Annotated in this window: 20 protein-coding genes and 1 pseudogene; 6 read left to right on the top strand and 15 right to left on the bottom strand. The window is 43.5% G+C overall.

Annotated features, from left to right (window positions below; translation table 11 throughout):
- Nucleotides 1-64: 64 nt before the first annotated feature.
- The 7 genes from add to J2T50_RS07330 form a co-directional block, all read right to left on the bottom strand.
- Nucleotides 65-1084, bottom strand: a complete 1020-nt coding sequence (gene add, locus J2T50_RS07360; RefSeq protein WP_253365257.1) for an adenosine deaminase — start codon at nt 1082-1084, stop codon at nt 65-67.
- 142 nt (nt 1085-1226) lie between these two features.
- Nucleotides 1227-2105 (bottom strand): ATP-binding cassette domain-containing protein, encoded by an 879-nt coding sequence (locus J2T50_RS07355; protein ID WP_253365255.1) that lies wholly within the window; start codon nt 2103-2105, stop codon nt 1227-1229.
- Nucleotides 2098-2961, bottom strand: a complete 864-nt coding sequence (locus tag J2T50_RS07350; RefSeq protein WP_436300700.1) for an ABC transporter ATP-binding protein — start codon at nt 2959-2961, stop codon at nt 2098-2100. Before J2T50_RS07350 ends, J2T50_RS07355 begins: the two co-directional genes overlap by 8 nt.
- Nucleotides 2948-3793 carry an ABC transporter permease gene (locus J2T50_RS07345; protein WP_253365251.1) on the bottom strand — a complete coding sequence of 282 codons (846 nt, stop codon included), beginning with the start codon at nt 3791-3793 and terminating at the stop codon, nt 2948-2950. Before J2T50_RS07345 ends, J2T50_RS07350 begins: the two co-directional genes overlap by 14 nt.
- On the bottom strand, nt 3790-4749 hold the full coding sequence (locus J2T50_RS07340; protein WP_253365249.1) for an ABC transporter permease: 960 nt from the start codon (nt 4747-4749) through the stop codon (nt 3790-3792). The genes J2T50_RS07345 and J2T50_RS07340 overlap by 4 nt, the downstream gene beginning before the upstream one ends.
- A 64-nt stretch (nt 4750-4813) precedes the next feature.
- Nucleotides 4814-6385 carry an ABC transporter substrate-binding protein gene (locus tag J2T50_RS07335; protein WP_253365247.1) on the bottom strand — a complete coding sequence of 524 codons (1572 nt, stop codon included), beginning with the start codon at nt 6383-6385 and terminating at the stop codon, nt 4814-4816.
- Between the two features lie 155 nt (nt 6386-6540).
- Nucleotides 6541-7257 carry a YebC/PmpR family DNA-binding transcriptional regulator gene (locus J2T50_RS07330; protein WP_253365245.1) on the bottom strand — a complete coding sequence of 239 codons (717 nt, stop codon included), beginning with the start codon at nt 7255-7257 and terminating at the stop codon, nt 6541-6543.
- A 191-nt stretch (nt 7258-7448) separates the two neighbouring features.
- Here J2T50_RS07330 and J2T50_RS07325 point away from each other — a divergent pair, with 191 nt between their 5' ends.
- Together J2T50_RS07325 and J2T50_RS07320 are read left to right on the top strand one after the other, a co-directional pair.
- On the top strand, nt 7449-7760 hold the full coding sequence (locus J2T50_RS07325) for a PadR family transcriptional regulator (protein ID WP_253365243.1): 312 nt from the start codon (nt 7449-7451) through the stop codon (nt 7758-7760).
- A 9-nt stretch (nt 7761-7769) separates the two neighbouring features.
- Nucleotides 7770-8375, top strand: a complete 606-nt coding sequence (locus J2T50_RS07320; RefSeq protein WP_253365241.1) for a DUF2812 domain-containing protein — start codon at nt 7770-7772, stop codon at nt 8373-8375.
- Between the two features lie 75 nt (nt 8376-8450).
- Here the strand turns inward: J2T50_RS07320 and J2T50_RS07315 are convergent.
- From J2T50_RS07315 to dhaS, 7 genes and pseudogenes are all read right to left on the bottom strand, one after another.
- Nucleotides 8451-8579: pseudogene (locus J2T50_RS07315) on the bottom strand (transposase); the annotation flags it as partial.
- A gap of 208 nt (nt 8580-8787) precedes the next feature.
- The gene (locus tag J2T50_RS07310) at nt 8788-10215 is read right to left on the bottom strand and encodes a glycoside hydrolase family 1 protein (protein ID WP_253365239.1); all 1428 of its coding nucleotides are present in this window, start codon (nt 10213-10215) and stop codon (nt 8788-8790) included.
- 17 nt (nt 10216-10232) lie between these two features.
- Entirely contained in the window at nt 10233-12095 is a 1863-nt protein-coding gene (locus tag J2T50_RS07305) for a PTS beta-glucoside transporter subunit IIBCA (RefSeq protein ID WP_253365237.1), read from the bottom strand.
- Between the two features lies 1 nt (nt 12096).
- Nucleotides 12097-12939: a BglG family transcription antiterminator LicT gene (gene licT, locus J2T50_RS07300; RefSeq protein WP_253365235.1), complete on the bottom strand. Its 843-nt coding sequence runs from the start codon at nt 12937-12939 to the stop codon at nt 12097-12099.
- A 486-nt stretch (nt 12940-13425) separates the two neighbouring features.
- Entirely contained in the window at nt 13426-15519 is a 2094-nt protein-coding gene (locus tag J2T50_RS07295) for an AAA family ATPase (RefSeq protein ID WP_253365233.1), read from the bottom strand.
- 296 nt (nt 15520-15815) lie between these two features.
- Nucleotides 15816-16802, bottom strand: coding sequence for a DhaKLM operon coactivator DhaQ (gene dhaQ, locus J2T50_RS07290; protein ID WP_253365231.1), 987 nt, complete (start codon nt 16800-16802; stop codon nt 15816-15818).
- 10 nt (nt 16803-16812) lie between these two features.
- Nucleotides 16813-17352, bottom strand: coding sequence for a dihydroxyacetone kinase transcriptional activator DhaS (gene dhaS / locus J2T50_RS07285; RefSeq protein ID WP_253365229.1), 540 nt, complete (start codon nt 17350-17352; stop codon nt 16813-16815).
- 159 nt (nt 17353-17511) lie between these two features.
- On the opposite strand from dhaS, the gene dhaK reads away from it, so the two are divergent.
- Genes dhaK through J2T50_RS07265 form a run of 4 tightly spaced genes read left to right on the top strand, consistent with a single transcriptional unit; the run spans nt 17512 to nt 20190 of the window.
- Nucleotides 17512-18504, top strand: a complete 993-nt coding sequence (gene dhaK / locus J2T50_RS07280; protein WP_253365228.1) for a dihydroxyacetone kinase subunit DhaK — start codon at nt 17512-17514, stop codon at nt 18502-18504.
- 10 nt (nt 18505-18514) lie between these two features.
- Nucleotides 18515-19090 carry a dihydroxyacetone kinase subunit DhaL gene (dhaL, locus tag J2T50_RS07275; protein WP_253365226.1) on the top strand — a complete coding sequence of 192 codons (576 nt, stop codon included), beginning with the start codon at nt 18515-18517 and terminating at the stop codon, nt 19088-19090.
- Nucleotides 19091-19465: a dihydroxyacetone kinase phosphoryl donor subunit DhaM gene (dhaM, locus tag J2T50_RS07270; RefSeq protein ID WP_253365224.1), complete on the top strand. Its 375-nt coding sequence runs from the start codon at nt 19091-19093 to the stop codon at nt 19463-19465. It begins immediately after the preceding gene.
- 11 nt (nt 19466-19476) lie between these two features.
- Nucleotides 19477-20190: an MIP/aquaporin family protein gene (locus J2T50_RS07265; protein ID WP_253365222.1), complete on the top strand. Its 714-nt coding sequence runs from the start codon at nt 19477-19479 to the stop codon at nt 20188-20190.
- Nucleotides 20191-20235: 45 nt separating this feature from the next.
- On the opposite strand, the gene J2T50_RS07260 is transcribed toward J2T50_RS07265, so the two are convergent.
- Nucleotides 20236-20955: a MerR family transcriptional regulator gene (locus J2T50_RS07260; protein WP_253365221.1), complete on the bottom strand. Its 720-nt coding sequence runs from the start codon at nt 20953-20955 to the stop codon at nt 20236-20238.
- Nucleotides 20956-20963 lie beyond the last annotated feature (8 nt).

Raw genomic sequence — 20963 nt, 5'->3', positions numbered from 1 at the left:
CGGAACCTCCACTCCGTCTAATATATAAAATTTAAGGGCGAATAAAGAATTTTAATCTCCTCCTTTAAAGAAAGGGAGCATAGAACTCCTGGAGTTTGGTGAGCAGTTCCTCTTTCTGAGACTGGCTGGTAAAGGATGCGCGGATGGCTGTTTCATTATGCTGCAAAAACTCTTCTATGGTCGTTCCAAAATATTCCACAAAATGGCTGTATTCCTTTGTAAGATTGGTAGCGGACACCGTGCGATTGTCTGTATTGATGGTGATATTAGCGCCCGCCGCTTTTAACTCAAGGTAAGGAAAATCTGCTAGACTGGGTGCTGCTTTGGTTTGAAGATTACTCGTCAGACAGAGCTCCGCAGTTGCACCTTGACGGACAAACTCCTCGATAATCTCCGGTTGATGATGAATGGCTGTCACATGCCCCATCCGCTTGATTCCCATGGCTAAGCTCGTTGAAATATGACTCGGACAACCACACTCACCCGCATGAAGCGTCATGGGAAAACCAGATTCTTGCACTTGAGCAATCAGATCTCTGATCGTTTCCGGTGGAAATCCATGCTCATCTCCCGCAAAGTCAAATCCAACCAAGCCTTGTGGTGCTAACTCTGCTAGGTGAAACAAAATATCTCGTGTCGTAGCTGGATTGGATTGGCGCATACCGCATACCAGCAATTTGGCTACAATTCCAAACTCTTTTTCTGCACGTTGGAGTCCTGTCAAGACAGCCTCTACCGTCTCAATAGCTGTCAATCCTGCATCCATAGACAGTTCCGGTGCAAATCGAATCTCTATATAAAGAACATTTTCTTTCGCTGCTTGCTTAGCTACATCATAAGCTGCCACAGCCAAGGCTTCCTTAGTCTGCAAAAGCGGACGTACAAAATCAAAGGTCTTCAAATAATCCATCAGATTTTCCACATGATCCGGTGCAGTAATACAGGCTTTCAACTCTTCGTCCGACGCAGGAATGCTGATGGTTGCCATTTCTGCCAATTGACGAATAGCTGCCATTGAAAGAGAACCATCTAAGTGACAATGCAATTCTGTTTTGGCTAATTTTTCAAGGATTTTCTTATTCATTTCCGTACTCCCAAAAGGTATTTCTACCATTTTAGCAGAATAAGACGAAAATTCAAGAGATATTTTTGTTTTTATATGTATTTTCCGAATAAAAACCGAACATAAAACACGATAGCCATTTCTAGATATCGTGTTCTTGTATTTATAGATGATTTTTTCTGAAAAAGTGACCGTCTTCCACTTCTACCCAGTCAAATTGATCCGTCAAGGTGAAATCTGAAACTTGGCTCGATAATTTACTCAACTGTTCTTTAGCCCGACTTGGATCAAGCGGCAAATTCGCAGTCAAGAGATACTGAGTATAGGGATGTTGCGGATTTGCAAATAACTTGTCCGCCGGTGCTAACTCTACCAATGCTCCCTTATAGAGCACTGCAATCCGAGCTGAAAAATGCTCAACAACCGTTAAATCATGGGAGATAAAGAGATAGGACAGCTGAAATTCCTCTTGTAGCTCTGCTAACAACTCTAAAATCTGTGATTGGATAGACACATCCAAGGCTGAAGTAGGCTCATCACAGACAATGAACTGAGGACGACTGACTACCGCACGAGCAATTCCAATCCGCTGACGCTGACCGCCACTAAAGGATTTTGGTCGTTTATAGACATCATTTCCGCTGATGCCAACCCGCTCTAATATCGCCAAAGCCTGCTCTTCAGCTTCTTTTTTAGGCAATTTAAAAAGTGGTTCTTTGACAATTTCCAGGGCGGATAAGTGCGGATTTAAGGCTGAAAATGGATCTTGGTAAATAATCTGCAAGGCTTGATTTTTCAAATCTTGGTCTGACAGTCCTGTATAAGAAATGTTGCCAGACGTCGGCGTTTCCAGTCCCAAAATCAACTTAGCCAAGGTAGACTTGCCCGAACCCGACTCTCCGACCAACCCCAAGGTCTCTCCCTTGTACAAGGCCAAGTCTACCCCATTTACAGCCACATGACGCTGCTCTTGCCCTAGGATGTTTTTCTTGGAATAGACCTTCTCCACACCATTTACTTGAATGAAAACAGGTTTAGACATGGCTCATCTCCTTTCTCACTCGATGGCTTGGCGATACAGCTACCAGCTCTGTGAGACCCGCTACCTGCACATCTGTCTTACTCGCACTTGCTTCTAGACGAGCTGCACGTAGCAATTCCTGGGTGTAAGGATGGAGTGGATTTTGGAAAATATCGTCCACCGTTCCTTCCTCGACAAATTCTCCTTGACGCATGACCTTGACTTGGTCACACAAACCTGCAATCACACTAAAATCATGGCTGACAATCACAACCGTCAAGCCCAATGTTTCCTGCAATTCCTTGAGCAGGGCTAAAATTTGAGCCTGAATGGTTACGTCAAGCGCCGTTGTCGGCTCATCAGCAATCAGTACCTTTGGATTGGCCAAGAGAGCCATTGCGATCAAAATACGCTGGCGCATGCCTCCTGAAAATTCAAAAGGATACTGCTTGAGACGGAGTTCTGGATTTTGAATTCCCACCCTTCCCAAAATTTCAAGAATTTTGACTTGCCCTTCTTCTTTTGATAAATTGGGCTGAAAACGTCTCACAACTTCTTCTAGGTGGGAACCAATTTTGCGCAGGGGATTGAGCGAGGTCATGGGATCTTGGAAAATCATAGCCACCGGAAGTGAGCTTTGCTGGTCGATTGACCGTCCCTCGACTTCGATAGCATCATAGTCTACCTTCAAGCCCTTTGGTACAATCCCAAGCACAGACTTCATGGTCAGACTTTTTCCGCTTCCCGATTCACCCACAATGCCTAAAATTTGACCAGAAGGTACTGTCACATCCACACCCTTGACCAAGGTCTGATGAGATTTCTTACCCGTTTTTTCAATGCGTAAATTTTTAATGGCTAAACTAGTTGTCATCAACAGTCACCTCCTTTTGCAAACTATCGCGAATCAAATCTCCAAGATTGTTGAAGGAATAAATCGTAAACAGGATAAACAATCCCGGTAAAATGGCCATGTAAGGAGCACTTTGCAAGGTCGATTGGGCATTTTGCAAGAGACTTCCCCACGATGCCAAGGGCTGCTGAATCCCAATCCCTAAGAAACTCAGAGCTGACTCTGTCATAATGGCAGAGGAAATGCTAGCTGATGCCGCCACAATCAAGGTTGGCAAAATTGCCGGTAAAATATGACGACCAATAATCACCGAACGTTTGACGCCGATAAAGGACGCATATTGGACATAATCATGCACCTTGGCAGCCAAGGTCTCCGCACGAATCAGCCGCGCAATGGACATCCATGAAAAGCCACCGATAACAATAATGATCGTCGTCAATCCTGGTTTCAAAAAGACACTCAACACAATGACCAGCACCAACCAAGGAATTGAAGACAAGACATCCACAATACGCATCAACACATTGTCAATCTTTCCACCGAAGAAACCAGCTGTCAGACCAACCAGACTACCTATCGTAACAGAAGCTAGCATGGCCAAAACTCCGACTAAAAGTGAAATTCTCCCACCGTAGGCCACTCGAATAAAGTAATCACGTCCGACATTGTCTGTCCCGAAAATATGGGCCAGGCTTGGCGCTTGATTCATCTGACTGACATTGGTTGCGTTTGGATCAATAGGAATAAGTGGTGCAACCAATGATAGAATCAACAACAATACTAAAAATCCCGCTGAGAATAAATAGAGGGGAGAAGCCAACAATTCTTCTTTTAATTTTTTGAAAAATGTCATCCCTGTCCTCCTTTGGTAATACGTGGGTCAACGATTGAATAGAGGATATCCGATAAAAGATTTCCTAAAATGACCAAGGTTGCCGACAAGAGCATGACCGCCATAATAACAGGGTAGTCCAAGCTCCGCGTTGCAGTTGTCAGATAAGGGCCAACACCTGGCCAAGCATAGATTGTTTCTGTAATCAAAGCCCCAGTTACCAGCATAGGAAGCGCCATCCCAATCTGCGTCACAATCGGAATCAAAACATTACGCGAGATATGTCTGCCGAAAATAGCTGCGCGAGACGCTTGAAAAGCCTCTTGAACCGTCACATAGTCCTTGTCCACCTCTACGATAGCCGCCGTCCGAATATAACGGATTAACTCAGGCATAAAGGCCATGGTCAAGGTGATGTAGGGCAGAGCAAAATGTGCAAGAAAATCGCCAACATCACCTTCCTTGCCCAGCGTATGCATGCCGATGAAAGGTAAGGCATTCAAGCGGTAGCCAAAAATGTAAATCAAAATCATGGCAAACCAGAAAGTCGGAACGGCAATTCCAAAAGAGGCAAAACCATCAATCATACGGTCTACCCATTTCCCACGATTGGCTGCCGACACAAGCCCCAAGACAATCGCTAAAACCAAAGCTGTCACATAAGCAGGCAAGACCAAGGAAATCGTATGAGGAATCTTTTCCGCCAAATCCGCCGCGATGCTGTGCTGGGTCAAAAGTGAATTCCCAAAATCTCCCGTCAAAATCCCTTTCAACCAAATCAAGTACTGACTAAAGAAAGGCTGGTTCAACCCATGCTGCTCCTTCAATATCTCGATCTGCTCTAGTGTCATATTAGGCGTCGCGAGCGAATCAATGACATCATAGGGAGCCAGTTGAATCAGGGAAAATACGATAAAGGAAATGACCAGCAATAAGGGAATAGCTTGGGCAATTCGCTTTAAAATATATTTGAACATTTTTTCTCCTATAAATGCCTAAAACTGGAGCAATGTCCAGTCTCAGGTCTATCATCTTGTCCACCTAGTTTTTAACTGTAAGTTTTGACGGATCTTCAAAAGTATAAATTGGAATCAAACCAGCTTTTTCAACATTGCCAATCCGTTTGTTAACCGCCAAGATTTTCTTGTTGTCAACAATTGGGTAAATGGCTGCCTCATCGGCTAAGCTTGCTTGCAAGTCATCGTAAATTTTTTCACGTTTTTCCTTGTCCAACTCAACAGCTCCTTGGCTAAAGAACTCATCAACCTTACTTGACTTCAAGTGGAAGTAGTTTGAACCACCACCTGATTTGAAAAGTCGAGCATATTGTTCAGGGTCATTCCCCATGATATAACCGTTCAAGAAAAGGTCATACATAGTTGAGTCCGGTTTACGGATTTCAGTTGAAATGGCCGTTGAGTCTCCTCCAGCAAGTTCAACCGTGATGCCTACCTTAGCAAGTTGTTCTTGAATCAAGGTTGCTTGCAAGGTTTGTGCTACATCTGAAGCTGAGTAAGCTAGATTGAGTTTCAAGTTAGACACACCAGCTTCTGCTAATAATTTTTTAGCCTTTTCGAGGTTTTGGCTGTATTTTTCAACTTTTTTAGTTTGATATGGGTTGGCTACTGGCAAGAATGAATAAGGTGTTTCATAGTATTCTTTATCCAAATAAGCCGCTTGGTTCATCTCATCTTTGTTGAGAGCATAGAGAACCGCTTGACGAACACGAACATCTTTCAATTCCTCTGTCAATGTATTGAGTCCCATGTAGCCGACACGATTTTCAGTGTAAGCATAGGTCGTGATTTTGTTCTTATTTAAGTCAGCGATATCCGTTGGCAATACGAAGGCTGCATCCACTTCACCTGTTTGAAGGGCAACTTTTGTCGTATCTGCACTTGAGATGATACGAAGTACTAGATTTTCAATCTTAGCCTTGCCTTTGTAATAATTTTCATTGGCAGCCAACTTGATGTACTCACCGTGCTTGTATTCTACTAACTTATAAGGCCCTGTTCCAACTGCCTCGTTTGTCAACTGGCTAACGGAGAAGTCAGGTTCATCATTGTAAGCGTGTTTTGGTACAATGTAGGTCTCGGTAACAATATTGTCCAAGGCCGCTGCACTAACAGATGGAAGGATAAATTTAACCGTGTAATCATCCACTTTTTCAAAGGTTACAGGTTTGTCGTTGATCCAAAGACCATCCGCATTCCCATTTTCTTTTTTAGCTTTTTGCTCGTAGGTAAAGATGACATCATCCGCAGTGAATTTCTCACCATCAGACCATTTGACATCCTGGCGCAATTTAACGGTGATGGAAAGACCATCTTTTGCGATTTCGTAGCTATCTGCTAATTCATTGACATAAGAACCATCTGCCTCCACGCGCACAAGCGGTGAGTAAATCATGTTTGTCAAGGTTAATCCCCAACGGTCACTGGTATTGATTGGATTGGTTGAACTTGGGTCTCCATTGATTGCATAGGTAAATGTTCCTGAGCTTGCTGCTGTAGTAGACGAGCTTGTTTTAGTGCTTGAAGCTGAACCACAAGCAGCCAAGGTTACCACTGCTACGGCTGAAAGCAGACCTGCAACTAACTTTTTCTTCATCTCTGTCTCCTTAAACTTTTCTTAATAGGTATGGTCATTATCTTATCAGTTTCACTAGTTCTTGACAAATATATAGAATTAAAGAACTCTTAAAAAATTTTAATACCTAAATGATTGACATGCAAAAAAGACCGGACAAAGTCCAGTCTTTCATCTTAAAATCCTTCTACGTTTGTATAGATTTTTTGTACATCTTCGTCGTCCTCAAGGGCGTCGTAGAGTTTTTCAAAGGTAGCCAAGTCATCACCTTCAAGGACAACTTCTGATTGAGGAATCATTTCTAACTCTGTCACTTGGAATTCTTCAATACCATTTGCGCGAAGGGCTTCAATCCCTTTATGAAGATCTGTTGGAGCAGTGTAAACAGTGATTGAACCTTCTTCTGCTTCTACATCATCCACTTCCACATCCGCTTCTAGCAACAGTTCGAAGATGCTATCTGCATCGTCACCGGCAAATACGATAACCCCTTTTTTGTCAAAGAGATACGAAACGGAACCAGATGCACCCATATTTCCACCGTTTTTACCATAAGCAGCACGAACGTTGGCAGCTGTACGATTCACATTTGATGTCAAGGTATCCACGATAATCATAGAACCATTTGGTCCAAATCCTTCGTAACGACCTTCCACGAAGGTTTCATCTGTATTTCCCTTAGCCTTATCAATGGCTTTATCGATAACGTGGCGTGGTACTTGTGCTTGCTTGGCACGATCCACTACGAATTTGAGCGCTGCATTGCTTTCTGGATCTGGATCACCTTTTTTAGCGGCTACATAGATTTCTACACCGAATTTTGCATAAACTTTTGAGTTTGCACCGTCTTTAGCTGTTTTCTTAGCTACGATATTGGCCCATTTACGTCCCATGGGATTCACCTCTTATATGATGTTTTTCTTATTTTGAAAATAGCAGAACTAATTTCAGACTGCCCTATTATACCACATTCTTGGATTTTTGAGAAGAAAGGAAAGATTTTTCACTATACAGTTGACATGTATAGTCCAACGATATACAATAGAACTATAAAGTTAAACTGTATAGAAAGGAGATATTTCCTATGAAACGAAATAAATACTTGCCCTTAACGGAAACGACCTACTATATCTTACTAGCATTACTCGAGCCCGCACACGGTTACGCCATCATGCAAGATATAGAAGAATTGAGCAAAGGAGATGTCAAAATCGCAGCCGGAACCATGTACGGAGCCATTGAAAATCTTTTAAAACTCGGCTGGATCCATTCTGTCCCTAGCGAAGACAAACGTCGCAAGGTCTACCAGATTACAACTAGCGGTCGGGAAATTCTCCAGCTCGAAACCGAGCGCATTCGTAAATTGAGCCAACTTGCTGAAAAATTACATTTCTAGGAGTCTACCATGAAAAAACACAAAATTTTTACCTCTCTACAGGACGAAGAACAATGGATCAATGACATGCAAGCCCAAGGTTATCGTTTGACCAAGGTCAATCCTTTCCTCTGCTCCTACCAGTTCCAACCTAGCACAAGTCCGGAGTCTGCGATTGTTCGACTTGATTTTCATGAATACTTCACAAAAGAGGCTTACCAAGAATACCTGACGCTGTTTACAGATAGTGGCTGGCTGCATGTAGCTGGAAGTCGCTATAGCGGAACCCAGTATTTTCTTAAAACTGAAAAAGCTAAGGAAGATGTCATTTTTTCAGACGAAGAGTCGACCAAGGCTTTCTACAAACGTTACCAACATTACTGCTATACCTATTTCACGATTTTCTTAATTTTTTACATCTCTCAAACGACTACTGCTCGTCAGCACGGCTACCAACTGCTGAACCCCACAAGTTGGTTTCTCACACCCGGTCTATGGGAAAGACAAGGTTATCACTTTTGGGCATCCTTCTTATTTGAACTCCCCTTCGCTCTCTTAAGAAGTGGATTTATCCCCTATTTCTTCTTGGCGCTCGCCATTTTTTACCTCCAAATTGCTCATAAAAGTAAGTCATAACTATCCGTGAAAACGGGCGGTTTGTACAAGGCCAACAAGCCCATATAACCAGAAATGGCAATTGCCAAATTTCTATTTGAGATTGATGTGTTTGTCAAACATCATCAGAGCCCCCTTTCCTTTCAACAATCCCATAAAAAAGCAAGACACACCGATTCGTATTGGAATACTCACTAACATATGAACATGGTCTGGTAGTATGTTTCCTCTTCAGATACATACGGCAATACTTTTGGACTGGAGACACTTAATTAATTAGATTTAGAATCTTAAGTCTTATTACATAGTGACCAAGATATCTATACTTCAAAAACTTTCTATCGAAAACTTAATAAAGATAGTATATCAAGTACGTCACATTTTATAACGAAACAAAAATTTAAGGAAAGTTACAAGACTTTCAGATATAATCTTACTCAATAGAATCCCCATTAAGACAAGCTCCATTGGTTTGAATGACCTGTCGATACCAATCAAATGATTGTTTTTTGTATCGCGTCAAGCTGCCTCTGCCATCATCATCTCGGTCAACGTAAATCAAGCCATAACGCTTGCTTAATTGGGCTGTTGACATGGAGACACAATCGATACATCCCCAAGCAGTGTAGCCCATGACTTCAACGCCATCTTCAATCGCTTTGGCAACTTGAACGAGGTGCTGCTTCATGTAGTCGATACGATAATCATCTTGAACCATCATGCTGCCATCTGCGGTTGGCACCAGCTGATCCTTTGCCCCTAAACCATTTTCAACAATAAATAAAGGAATTTGGTAGCGGTCATAGTACTGATTCAAAACCAGACGCAGACCAATTGGGTCTATCTGCCAACCCCACTCCGAAGATTCTAAATGTGGATTGACCAGACCGCCTAAAATATTTCCCTCACCAGTAGGATACTCTTCTGGATTGTGGGCCTGTGTGACACTCATGTAATAGCTAAAGGATAGAAAATCAACCGTATGTTGCGCCAATAATTCCTTATCTCCATCTTCAAAAATAATCTCAATCCCATTTTCTTTAAAATAAGAATTGATGTAGGCAGGATATTTTCCGCGAACATGAATATCAGAAAATAAAAGATTAAGGTTTTCAAATTCACGCGCAGCAAGCACATCTCTCGGATCAGAGGTCATTGGATAAGCAGGCATCGCCAAAATCATACACCCAACTTTAACATCAGGGTTAATTTCATGCGCTAGTTTTGTGACACTAGCAGATGCTACCAATTCATGATGGATGGCTTGGTATAAATCTTGCGGGCTCAGCTGTTCTTTTTCCGTCATGATGCCACCGCTGGTAAAGGGCATGTGCAAAATCGAGTTGACTTCATTGAAGGTCAACCAATATTTGACTTTACCCTTGTAACGTTCCATGACTGTCTGAGCAAAGCGCTCAAAAAAGCCAATCAGACGTCTATCTGTCCAACCATTGTAGGCTTTGGCCAAATGCAGAGGTGTCTCATAATGCGACAAGGTTACCAAGGGTTCGATGCCATATGTCAACAACTCGTCGAATAAGTCATCATAAAATTGCAAACCTGCTTCATTGGGCTGGTCATCGTCACCGTTTGGAAAAATACGAGACCAAGCAATGGAAGTTCGAAAGACTTTAAAGCCCATCTCGGCAAAAAGAGCAATGTCTTCTTTGTAGCGGTGATAAAAATCAATCGCCTCTAATTTTAAATTATCGCTGGTAGGACTGTCTGTAAATTCTCCTAGCCCACCATTTGGAAGGACGTCTTGTACGGACCAACCTTTTCCATCTGCCTCAAACGCTCCTTCCACCTGGTTGGCTGCCACTGCGCCGCCCCATAAGAAATCCTTTGGAAAAACTCCCATTCTTTTCTCCTTTTATGTTATAAAATTACTAACAAAGCATCCTCTTTGCTTACCATTTTTTTATCATCTTGAATGATAATCTCCAACTGCTCAGCCGAATTGGTCACGACCATAGGACTGATGAGGGAATAGCCTTTTGAAGCAATAAAATCAGTATCCATTCGCAAAAGTGGCTGACCGCGTTTCACGACATCACCAACAGACACTAACTGCTCGAAACCTTCTCCTTTTAACTCAACCGTATCAATACCGACATGAATCAAGACTTCTACACCAGCTTCATTTCTCAAAGCAATAGCGTGTTTGGTAGGGAAAAATGTGATGATTTCGCCATCAAAAGGAGCATAAACTTCTCCCTGACTTGGCAAAATAGCAAAACCTTCTCCTAATAACTTGGAAGAAAAGGTCTCATCAGGAACGGCTGCCAAAGGAAGCATCTCACCTACCATCGGACCGTATAGAGTTTGTTTAGTCGATAAACCACTCTTAACTTGAGAAATGTCTGCTGCATCACTTACTTGCTTTGGATACTCTTCCTCAATTCCCAAGAACCAAGTCAAAATGAATGTTAATACAATCGTCGCAGCTGCAGCAATCAAAGCATTTGTAAAATTAGCTCCACCTGATGGGTCGATGTACTGTGGTAAACCGATAATAGAAGGAACAACAAAGGTATAAGAAGCAAGATTGACAAAACCAATAAAAGCTCCAACCAGACCACCTGAAATCATGGCTGCATAGAGTGGCTTTTTAAATTTCAGTGTGACACCATAAAGTGCAGGTTCCGTGATACCCGCTAGCAAAGCTGAAATCCCTGCGGCAAGGGCAACTTGACGTGTTTGTTTTTGTTTCGCCTTGAAAGCTACGGCAATAGCTGCTGCTCCTTGAGCCAAGTTAGAAGCTAACATTGCTGGTAAAATCAATACATCTGGTGTCGCAATCGAAGCGGCCAAAAATATTGGTGCAAAGGCCCAGTGCATCCCTGTCATGACAACAAGTGGCATAATCGCTCCCAAAATAGTTAGAGCTAACCACGGAGCTACATGATAAATAGCGAGCATGGTATTGGATAACCCCTGACCGATAATCACACCAATAGGACCGACAACCACTAAGGCCAAAAAGCCAGAAATCAAAATGATTAAGGTTGGCTGTAAGAAACTCTTCATCACGCTTGGAACTAAACGATTGACCCATTTTTCAATGTATTGCATCAAGTAAACCATGATCAAAATCGGAATAACAGATGAGCCATAGCTAGCAGGAGTAACTGGTGCTCCAAATAGAGCCAACGGTTTACCTTCTGCTACCATTGCGACAAAGGAAGGATGCAATAAAATCCCTGCGACCGTCGCTGCTAAAACAGGTGTCACCTTAAAGCGCGCTGCTGCTGAATAAGCAATCATCACAGGCATAAAATAATAAGCCGCATCGCCAAAGAAGTTAATAAAGGCAACGGTTTGAGAATCCGCACTCGCTAAGCCAAGCATAGGAAGCAAGATGCCCACCACTTTGAGCATTCCGCCACCAAGAAGGGCTGGAATAAGCGGTGTAATCACTCCCGCAATTGTTTCAATCAAGCGCTCAATAATAGTACCTTTTGCTTTTGAAGGATGGGCTTCATCTTGATTGTCAAAATGCCCTAGGCTTAAAAAGGCTTGATAATAATTATTAACATCATTTCCCAAAATAATTTGATACTGGCCGTTTTTGCGCATCACGCCAATCACGTTTGGAACGGCTTTGACACTCTGGTCATCCACCAGTTCATCATCTTTAAGGACGAGACGTAGACGCGTCACACAGTGTGTCACACGTTGAATATTTATTTCGCCACCAACAGCAGCTAAAATAGCCTTGGCAGTTTCTTTATAAGTCATATTAAGTCTCCTTTAAATTTTTCACTAACCGTTTCACATGTACAGTTAGATACAATTGTTCACTTGCATTCAGCTGGTAATGATAGTCTCGTGCCATATCCTTACCGATTTCTTTGACACATTGGTAGGCTTTAGGATATTTTGCCTTGACAACCAAGAGTAAATCCGCATCATCATCGTCGTAAGTTGTTCCTGACAAGACCCGTTGTGCAAACAGCTTGGCATGAGTCATAAAACGATAATAGTCAATCGAATCTTCGTCCAATTCTGTCTTAAAGGTTGTCTTCACTTTTTGCTCGATAGAAGACACAATTTCCGTGATTTTCTGGGGCTCATTAAATGGATTATCCAAGCCAGCGTTGACAAAATGCGTCGCAATAAAGGCTGCCTCATCAAGCGCAAGAGAAATCCCCAAATCACGCCCAATCAGCTCGAGCGCCTTGATACCAATCGCATATTCATCCGGATAATACCGCTGAATTTCCCACCTCAAGGGATTTTGAATGAGCATCCCTTGCTCGTGCCGTTCGATGGCAGAATGGATATGATCCGTCAAATTGATATAGAGAATCTCGTCCAGCATCTTCCCTAGCTTAATTTTACCTAGATTGATAATCCTTTCCGAGCATGCCACAACTTCTGGCGGAACTGTAATAAATAATTCCGTAAATCGGTTCATGTTGTCACTGTTTTTTAAAACAAATGATGTCTCAATAGCATGGACGTCAATACTATCTCCAACTTTTTTCTTAAATGCAATGCCTTTTCCCATCAACAAAATGTCTAGACCTTGATGGTTAGTCGAAATGGCTGCATTATGGTTTAAAACTCGCTTTATAATCATAAAAGTCCTAGTCCTTCATTATATCACAATAAAAAATGACCCATCCAAAAGTTGCCCAAAAAGCACTTTTCGAATAGGTCCCTGCTCACAAAGTTGTGATAACATCCTTTAATACTCTGATTGTTATGTCTCTAGCCTGCTTACCCGAAGTAATCACATCTGAGAACACTTTAATTTTATCATCTCCTTCATTTCCTGTCAAGCGTTTTCAAAAGAATATCACTCTAAGCACATGAAGAAAAATTCTAAAATGAAGTTAGCCACTTGAAGATAAAAAACATCTCATAGAGATATAATTGTAATCTACCACAATAATAATTAAAAGGACTCCGATACGCAAGAATAATACGCACCAAATCTGTAAAGGAAAGTTTGAGCTCGTTTGCACTTTACACTATAAAAATCGCATGAAATTAATGTTTTGAAACAAAGAATTTCATGCAATTTTTATCTAAACTTATGTGAGTCTTCCCAACATCCTCTCACTTATGCTACACAAATGTGAACTTCTTGATTATCCAATTCAGCTTTGAGGTGTTGTACGTCTGTGTGGTCAAGGTAGAAGTCTGTGACTTTGTCACGGATTTGACTTTCAATGACCCGACGGAGTGGACGTACCCCCATTGCTTCGTCATAACCTTCTTCAATTAGGTGTTGAATGACCTCGTCGCTAACTGTCAAATCCAGACCTTTCTTCGACAAGGTTTGATTGACTTCCTTAAGCATGAGGTCTACAATTTCGCCGAGGTCTTCCTTACTCAACTTGGTAAATTCGATAACAGCGTTGAATCGATTGAGAAATTCTGGGCGGAAGTATGGTGCGATGCGTTCCACGATTGGTAGCTCTGCCATTTCTCCAGCAAAATCATGCCCGAATCCAGCGTTTGAAGTTGCGATAATCACCGTGTTCTTGAAGTTAACGGTATTGCCTTGTCCATCTGTCAAACGGCCGTCGTCCAGCACTTGGAGCAAGAGGGTAATGACCTGCGGATCCGCCTTTTCAATCTCATCCAGAAGGACAATCGAGTAAGGATTGCGGCGCACGCGCTCAGTCAGAGTATGGGAATTATCATCGTAGCCCACATAACCTGCTGTCGTTCCGATCAGCTTAGAAACTGCTGTCCGATCACTATATTCGGACATATCTAAGCGGATAATAGCTTCCTTGGTGCCAAACATATCCAGTGCCAACTGCTTGGCCAACTCGGTCTTACCGACACCTGTTGGACCAACGAAGAGGAAGCTGCCGATTGGACGATTGCCATCATCAAAGCCCGCACGATTACGGCGAATCGCACGCGCTACTGCTTCCACAGCCTGGTCTTGTCCAATCACTTTCCCTTCCAAACGAGTGGCCATTTCCTTGAGACGTTCGATATCAGAAGCACCCATTTGAGAAACAGGGATGCCTGTCAAGCGCTCAACTGATTGGGCAATATCGTTGACTGTTGCGGTTACTTTTTTGTCTTCGGTATGGTTTTCAATCTGCTTTTGCAACTCCTCGATACGAACTTTAGCTTTAAGAGCTTGCTCATAATCTTCTTGCTCAGCATAGGTTTCTTGCAGTTTCTTTTGATGCCCTATCTCACCTTCGATGGACTTGACATCTGTCACAGGATGTTGCGCTGCCAAGTGTGCTGCGGTCATATCTACCAAATCGATAGCCTTATCTGGCAAACTCCGTTGCGGAATGTACTGAATAGAGTAATCGACCGCTGCCTTCAAGACTTGGTCTGGCAAGATGACATTATGGTGTTCTTCATAAAGAGCGCGAATGCCCTTCAAGATTTCCAAGGTATCTTCTGGTGATGGGGCATTGACCTTGACCTCATTGAAACGACGAGCCAAAGCTGCGTTTTTCAAAATGGTATTGCGGTATTCATCCTGTGTAGAAGCCCCGATAATCGTCAACTCACCCCGTGATAGAGCTGGTTTAATCATGTCTGCCAAGCCCTTGGAACCTGAATCACCACCAGTCGAGCCCGCGCCTAAGATTTGATGAATTTCATCAAAGAAAAGAATAATATTGCCCGCCGCCTTGACTTCTTCCACCAAGTTTTGAATATTTTCCTCAAAAGCTCCACGGTACTGAGTGCCCGCTTCCAGGCCAGAAATATCAATGCTGATGATTTCTTGATTCTTGATAGCCGCTGGCACATCGCCTGCAACAATGGCTTGTGCTAAGCCTTCGACAACGGCAGTCTTGCCGACACCCGCATCACCGACCAATACAGGATTGTTCTTAGTCCGACGAGAAAGAATCTCAGCCGTTTCTTGAATTTCCTTGTTGCGTCCGATGACAGGATCAAGCTTGCCCTGACGCGCTTCTTCCGTTAAGTTGGTTCCCAGCTTGGCCAAGATACCATCTTGCTTGACTTGCCCTTGTTTTTGGGAAATGGCTTGCGCCCCGTCTTCTTGTGGTAATTGACCAGTTTGACGGTAGACCGCAAATTCTTCCGGTGTGACCTCGCGGCCATTGATGAGGTAACGGCGATTTTCAGAACGATAGCCGCCCATATTCCCCATGAGTTGATTGAAAATATCGTCCATATTGTTAAAGTTATTAAAATTGTTGTTCATTGTGTTCTCCCCTTTTGACTATTACTGACCTTTTTGTCTAAAAATAAAAGCCTGCCTGTCTCGGAATAATTTCAGGCTCAGTAACATAGTTCTGACTATAACTGACTTTTTCTTCAAAAATGAAATGACTTCTCATGTCAGCCACCTCCAACTTTTCTTTTCAACTAAGGTTTCTTGACCTTATGTACCCATTATACTCCATTAGTCAGTAAAGGTCAATAGTTTTGACTGACTATTTTTGACCTTTTTTAAAAAAGAAACACCGCCCGCTAAACAGACGATGTTTTCAACTTCATTTACCAACCAAAGGCATCTGTGGGAGCCTGTAAATAGTCCAGCCACTTGGCATCTTGCAGACGACAAAGCGTGATGGACAAACCAGCCATGTCCAAGCTGGTAATCAAATGCCCTGTCTTTGTAAAGGCCATCTCTAAGTCGTCCAAGGCGAGGAAATCCAGCACATCATTGGTGAAAATCAGCTCCTCCATCTTAGAAGTCGCACCGAGATTGTTGATGAGTAGGATATAGGCATCCCCATCCTGCCACTTCAGTTTCATTTTTAGTTTATTGATGAGCTCATTGGCCAAGGCAGCTGAGGAGTCAAACGGAACTGTCCGATAACCCGGCTCGCCGTGAATGCCGATTCCAAAGGAAATATACCCTTCCTCCAGCTGAAACATGGGATGATTGTCCCCCAGTATAGTAGCTGGTTTTGTGGCAAAACCCAGTGTAGCCATAGAAGTCGCTAGCTGCAAGCCCAAGGCTTCTAATTGATCCAAACTAGCGCCACGAGCTGCCGCTTCTCCCAAAATCTTGTGCAGCAAAATCGTCCCTGCCACCCCTCGATGCCGTAATTGAAAGCTGGCTGTCTCTACGGAAATGTCATCATGGGACACGACGTATTTGACAGCAATTCCTTCCGCACGCGCCGCATGAATGGCCTGCGAAAACTCTCTCAAGTCTGCTTCAAAGTTTTTGACGATGACAAAAACGCCCCTGCCCTTATCCAAGAAACGGATAACTTCCAAAATATCTGCAGCACACGGTGGGACAAAAATCGGACCGCTAATCGCCGCTGTCAGCATTCCCTGCCCGACATAGCCAAAGTGAGCTGGCTCGTGGCCACTCCCTCCGCCTGATAAGATGGGAATCTGCTGCTCTGACACCCCTTGATGATAAATCGCCGGTAAATTTCCAATTTGTTTGAGATGGGGATTGATTTTTGTGATGGCTTCGATATTTTCCAAAACAAAATCCATTCCTTTATTACATACCTGTACCATAAGTCTCTACCTAATAATTTTCTAATGACGTCGTAATCAATTGCACAATTGCCTGACTATCTAGCTGGCAATAGCCCGTCGAGCAAGTGAGGTAATGCTTGATGAGATTGGCCAAAGCCAGACTATGATAGGTGACAAACAACTCTCTTTCTTCAGCTACTTCAAACTCTCGAATACGGTAATCCGCTATCAATTTGTCAATCAATTGCTGGCAATAGCCCTCAAAGTAGGAAGAAAAATCATTCTGATCTGCAATGTCAAAGAGTTTCTTATAAAATTCCCGATTGCTCTGGAAAAAATGCAGCAACTCGGTGAGCAATTGCATCCCAGATATATAGTCCAGATTATCCGTCACTTGCTCTCGCAACTCGGTCTGAAAAATCCATTCCAGCAGCTCGTACTTATCCACAAAATGATTGTAGAAAGTCTGCCGTCTCACACCTGCCTCTTCCATAATATCCCGAACCGAAATTTTATCGAAAGGTTGGGTCACAAATAACTTTTTAAAAGCCTTTGCAATCCGCTTTTTTGTAATCAACGAGGAGACCATTCTTTCCTCCTATCTATACGAATTGATTTCCTTTAGTGTATCACGTTTTCCGGTGATTGAAAACCATTTCAAAGCGGACAGAACTTCTCTTTTGTCCATTCCAGAAAAGGCTTACAAGATTTATAATAAAACTGTAAAAATCACAAAGGAGTTATTCTCATGAAAAAAATCATTAACAAACCAACTGACGTCCTCCCTGAAATGCTAAATGGACTAGCTTTTGTTCATAGCGACCTTGTGCATCGTGTGGACGGATTTGACATTATCGCGCGCAATGCTGAAAAAACTGGTAAGGTCGGCATCATCTCTGGGGGCGGAAGTGGACACGAACCTTCTCACGCTGGATTTGTCGGTGACGGTATGCTCTCTGCAGCTGTCTGCGGTGCTGTCTTTACTTCTCCAACACCTGACCAAGTCTTTGAGGCTATCAAAGAAGCTGACGAAGGCGCTGGCGTTTTCATGGTCATCAAAAACTATTCTGGCGACGTCATGAATTTTGAAATGGCGCAAGATATGGCTGAAATGGAAGGCATCCAAGTTGCTAGTGTCATTGTGGATGACGACATTGCTGTGGAAGATAGCCTTTATACCCAAGGACGCCGCGGAGTGGCTGGTACCATCTTTGTTCATAAAATTCTTGGGGAAATGGCTCGCGCTGGCAAATCACTTGAAGACATCAAAGCTTGCGCAGACGAATTAGTCAAACACATTCACACTGCGGGTCTCGCACTCAGCGGCGTAACTGTTCCTGAAGTAGGTAAACCAGGTTTTGTCCTTGAAGAAGACGAAATCGAGTTCGGTATCGGTATCCACGGAGAGCCCGGCTACCACAAGGAAAAAATGCAAAGCTCTCACGAATTAGCCCAAGAACTCGTCACAAAACTGGTTGACTCATTTAGCGCCAAAGCTGGCGATAAATTCGGACTTCTCATCAACGGCCTGGGCGCTACACCTCTTATGGAACAATACATATTTGCCAATGATGTGGCTCAACTCTTGGCTGAAAAAGGAGTGACTGTTACCTACAAAAAATTAGGCAATTACATGACCTCTATTGATATGGCTGGCTTGTCATTGACCTTGATTCAGTTAGAGAATGAAGACTGGCGTGCTGCCCTTGAAAGTCCAGTCACTACTATTGCTTGGGGATAAGGAGAACACAATGGATGTACAAACTGCTAAAGCTTGGATGACAACTTTCAACGCGAAAATCCAAGAACACAAAGACTACCTCTCAGAGCTCGACACTCCTATCGGAGACGGAGACCATGGTGGCAATATGGCACGCGGCATGGCAAGTGTCGTAGAAAATCTCGATACTGATTTTGCTAGCGCAGCCGATGTCCTAAAAATGGTCTCTATGCAGCTCTTAAGCAAGGTTGGAGGCGCTTCTGGTCCTCTATATGGCTCTGCTTTTATGGGCATGACCAAGGCGGAACAAGCCGGCGCTCCCATCGCAGACGTCCTAGCTAGCGGCCTTGAAATGATTCAAAAACGAGGAAAAGCAAAGGTCAATGAAAAAACCATGGTCGATGTCTGGTCTGGTGTGGTCACAGCCGCTAAAAAGGGGACTCTTTCTGAAGCGCTGATTGATGAGCTGGTTGAAGCTACAAAAGACTTGAAAGCCACAAAAGGTCGTGCTTCCTATGTGGGTGAGCGCTCGATTGGGCACATCGACCCAGGTTCACTCTCATCTGGTCTACTCTTTAAATCATTACTTGAAGTCGGAGGTATCTAAATGGCTGATGTCGGTATTGTTGTCGTTTCACACTCAAAAAACATTGCGCAAGGCGTCATTGACCTCATCTCAGAAGTGGCAAAAGATGTCTCCATCACCTATGTCGGCGGGACCGAAGATGGTGGCATCGGCACATCATTTGACCAAGTTCAAGCCGTAGTAGAGCAAAATGAAAAAGACACCCTACTCGCCTTTTTTGACCTAGGTTCTGCCAAGATGAACTTGGAATTAGTCGCTGACTTTTCAGACAAAACCATCCTCATCAATTCTGTCCCAATCGTTGAAGGAACCTACACTGCTGCTGCTCTCTTGCAAGCTGGTGCAGACCTCGATAGCGTCAAGGCACAACTTGATGAACTCACTATCAATAAATAAAGGAGATTATCATGACTCAATTTTTCGGTGAATTTATAGGAACCTTTATCCTGGTTCTCCTCGGAGACGGGGTTGTCGCAGGGAACATTCTCAGCAAGACCAAGGAAGAAGGGACTGGCTGGACAGCTATTGTCCTTGGTTGGGGCATTGCTTGTACCGTTGCCGTCTACGTATCTGGACTCTTTGGCCCTGCCCACCTCAATCCTGCCGTAACACTTGCCATGGCTTCTATCGGCGCACTTGCTTGGAGCCAAGTATTTCCATTTATCATCGCCCAATTTTTAGGCGCCATGCTAGCCGCTCTTGTCCTCTATCTCCACTACTACCCTCACTGGAGTGAAACAAAAGACAAAGGCTTGATTTTGGCTAGTTTCTCAACTGGACCTGCTATCCGCCATACTCCTTCAAACTTTTTAGGAGAAGCACTTGGAACAGCTGTTCTTGTCATGACCATTATGGCTATCGGTCCTAACAAGGTAGCCGCAGGCCTTGGCCCAATTATCGTTGGTCTTGTCATCTTTGCCGTTGGTTTCTCACTTGGCCCAACAACAGGCTATGCCATCAACCCAGCGCGTGACCTCGGTCCTCGTATCATGCACGCCATACTCCCAATTCCAAACAAAGGAGACTCTGACTGGTCTTACGCTTGGATCCCAGTAGCTGGACCAATCGTAGGCGGTATCATCGGTGCCATCATTTACAACTTAGCTCTCGGCATGCTATAAAAAAGAACCCACAGAAAGTTCGCTCTCTGTGGGATTTATTTTTGTCTAACTGCCCTGACAATACAGAGCGATGGCCTGTGAGATAAAAGTTGCGGTGCCTTGACCACCTGCACGATCAATATTCTTCGTGAAACGCTCGTCTGCCACATACATCTGTCCCAGGCTTGCCAAGATTTCATCGGTACAAGTATAAAAATTTGCCGTGATATATTCCTGCAAAGCCCTGACTTGAGCTTGCACCTGAGCATCTTCCACCGGCAATTCCTTGAGTTTTCCAAAGTCTGCCATGATGTGGTTCATTACTTGCGGTACTGTTGAAAAATCGCTGGCACTATGCTTGCTTTCAAATTCTTGATAGGTTGATGTCTGCCCCCAACGAGCTCTTGCTTCCTCTCGAAAGGCATTTAGTTCTGTTTGATCATAGGCTGTAAAATCAGTCATTTTTCGTCCTCTCTGCATGGCTTTCGCCTGATCAATGACAGCTTCCAAGTGAGCTTTTTTCAGCTCCAACCAACGAATCTGGTCCGCCAAAGCCTGGCTTCGGTCATAGTCTGGACTATCCATGATTTCTTTTATTTTTTTAAGAGGAAACTCCAGCTCTCGAAAGAGGAGAATCTCCTGCAATCGAACAAAGCACTCATCATCATAATAGCGATAGCCATTTTCCCCCACAAAAGTAGGCGCAAATAAACCAATCTCATCATAATAATGGAGCGTGCGCACGCTAATCCCCGAAAGCCGACTCATCTCTTGAACTGTCTTCATCGTTTACC

This window comes from Streptococcus gallinaceus, from assembly GCF_024170225.1.
Lineage (GTDB): Bacteria > Bacillota > Bacilli > Lactobacillales > Streptococcaceae > Streptococcus > Streptococcus gallinaceus.
Note: the sequence above shows the minus strand (reverse complement) of the source record. Positions and strands in the feature narration are given on the sequence as shown.

Bases quoted from the DNA above. Each gene is read 5' to 3' on its own strand.
- add (WP_253365257.1), bottom strand. From the start codon at position 1,084: ATGAATAAGAAAATCCTTGAAAAATTAGCCAAAACAGAATTGCATTGT.
- J2T50_RS07355 (WP_253365255.1), bottom strand. From the start codon at position 2,105: ATGTCTAAACCTGTTTTCATTCAAGTAAATGGTGTGGAGAAGGTCTAT.
- J2T50_RS07345 (WP_253365251.1), bottom strand. From the start codon at position 3,793: ATGACATTTTTCAAAAAATTAAAAGAAGAATTGTTGGCTTCTCCCCTC.
- J2T50_RS07340 (WP_253365249.1), bottom strand. From the start codon at position 4,749: ATGTTCAAATATATTTTAAAGCGAATTGCCCAAGCTATTCCCTTATTG.
- J2T50_RS07335 (WP_253365247.1), bottom strand. From the start codon at position 6,385: ATGAAGAAAAAGTTAGTTGCAGGTCTGCTTTCAGCCGTAGCAGTGGTA.
- J2T50_RS07330 (WP_253365245.1), bottom strand. From the start codon at position 7,257: ATGGGACGTAAATGGGCCAATATCGTAGCTAAGAAAACAGCTAAAGAC.
- J2T50_RS07325 (WP_253365243.1), top strand. From the start codon at position 7,449: ATGAAACGAAATAAATACTTGCCCTTAACGGAAACGACCTACTATATC.
- J2T50_RS07320 (WP_253365241.1), top strand. From the start codon at position 7,770: ATGAAAAAACACAAAATTTTTACCTCTCTACAGGACGAAGAACAATGG.
- J2T50_RS07310 (WP_253365239.1), bottom strand. From the start codon at position 10,215: ATGGGAGTTTTTCCAAAGGATTTCTTATGGGGCGGCGCAGTGGCAGCC.
- J2T50_RS07305 (WP_253365237.1), bottom strand. From the start codon at position 12,095: ATGACTTATAAAGAAACTGCCAAGGCTATTTTAGCTGCTGTTGGTGGC.
- licT (WP_253365235.1), bottom strand. From the start codon at position 12,939: ATGATTATAAAGCGAGTTTTAAACCATAATGCAGCCATTTCGACTAAC.
- J2T50_RS07295 (WP_253365233.1), bottom strand. From the start codon at position 15,519: ATGAACAACAATTTTAATAACTTTAACAATATGGACGATATTTTCAAT.
- dhaQ (WP_253365231.1), bottom strand. From the start codon at position 16,802: ATGGTACAGGTATGTAATAAAGGAATGGATTTTGTTTTGGAAAATATC.
- dhaS (WP_253365229.1), bottom strand. From the start codon at position 17,352: ATGGTCTCCTCGTTGATTACAAAAAAGCGGATTGCAAAGGCTTTTAAA.
- dhaK (WP_253365228.1), top strand. From the start codon at position 17,512: ATGAAAAAAATCATTAACAAACCAACTGACGTCCTCCCTGAAATGCTA.
- dhaL (WP_253365226.1), top strand. From the start codon at position 18,515: ATGGATGTACAAACTGCTAAAGCTTGGATGACAACTTTCAACGCGAAA.
- dhaM (WP_253365224.1), top strand. From the start codon at position 19,091: ATGGCTGATGTCGGTATTGTTGTCGTTTCACACTCAAAAAACATTGCG.
- J2T50_RS07265 (WP_253365222.1), top strand. From the start codon at position 19,477: ATGACTCAATTTTTCGGTGAATTTATAGGAACCTTTATCCTGGTTCTC.
- J2T50_RS07260 (WP_253365221.1), bottom strand. From the start codon at position 20,955: ATGAAGACAGTTCAAGAGATGAGTCGGCTTTCGGGGATTAGCGTGCGC.